The sequence below is a fragment of the Streptomyces sp. NRRL B-24085 genome, assembly GCF_001282115.1.
Taxonomy (GTDB): Bacteria; Actinomycetota; Actinomycetes; order Streptomycetales; family Streptomycetaceae; genus Streptomyces.
This window is the reverse complement of the sequence record NZ_LJBR01000690.1, coordinates 1-1,081: the sequence shown is the minus strand read 5'-3', so window position 1 is coordinate 1,081 and position 1,081 is coordinate 1. Positions and strand designations below refer to the sequence as shown.

The following is a 1,081-nucleotide window of genomic DNA, read 5'->3' as shown; positions in this document are numbered from 1 at the left end:
CCCCCAGGTCCAGTCCGGCGTCGCCGTTCCGGGACCACCGTCGCCGCGAGATCCACCAGTGGCGTGCTGCACCGCGTCACCGGCTTCCCCGAATGGGACGGCTTCCCCCTGCGGGACGCGCTCGCGCGGCGGCTCGGGGTGCCCGTCGTGGTCGACAAGGACACCAACGCGGCCGCACTGGGACTCGCGGTCGCGGGGGAGCGGGGGTCGTTCGCGTATCTGCACCTCGGTACGGGGCTCGGCGCCGGGCTCGTCATCGGCGGGGCCGTGCACCGGGGGGCGCGGACCGGGGCCGGGGAGTTCGGACACCAGGTCGTCCAGCTCGACGGACCGCCCTGCGGCTGTGGTGACCGGGGCTGCGTGGAGGCGCTGTGCCTGGCGGCAGTGGCCCGTGGCGACCTCGCCGGGGCGGCCCGGGTCCTCGGCATCGCGGCCGGCAACCTCGTCGCCCTCCTCGACATCGACCTGGTCCTGCTGGGCGGCCGTACGGTGCGCAACGCCCCGGAGCCGTTCCTGCGAGGCGTCGCGGCCGTCCTCGACGAACGCGCCCGGCGCACCGGCGAGGACCCGGTCCCCGTCCGCGCCGCGACCGGCGAGGTCGCCGAGGGCGCGGCCCAGCTCGTACTGGCCCCGCTCTTCGGCCGGTCCGACGCGTGAGCTGATCGAGGGGACTTCCCCGGCCGCACGGAGCGGCATCCCCCGTCGGCCTCGGTGGCCCGGCATGGTCATGTGTTCATGCGACGGTATGTCCACGGATGCAAGCCCACCCTCCTCGGCCTCGCGGCAGCAGCCGCCTTGCTGCCGACCCCTCCCGCAGCCGCCGACCCGGCCCCGACCCGGTTGCCCGCCACCCCTGCGACCGCCGGCCTGGTCCCGGCCGTATCGGCTGCGACTCCCGCGGTCGCCGGCCCGGCTCCCGGCGTGTTGCCCGCGGCGCCCGCGGTTGTCCGTCCGGCTGTCGCCGCGGCTGGCCCGGTTGCCGCCCGGTTGTCCGCTGTGCCTGCGGGAGTGCGGTCGGCCTTCGACGCGGTGTCCGCTCCGCTTGCGGACGCCGGGCCTCCCCCCGCCCTGGTGGCCGCAC

General features: G+C 77.0%; 1 pseudogene. It reads left to right on the top strand.

Features of this window, described 5'->3' with window-relative positions:
• Nucleotides 1-657, top strand: a pseudogene (locus AOJ26_RS41230) (ROK family protein); the annotation flags it as partial.
• Nucleotides 658-1,081: the final 424 nt, after the last annotated feature.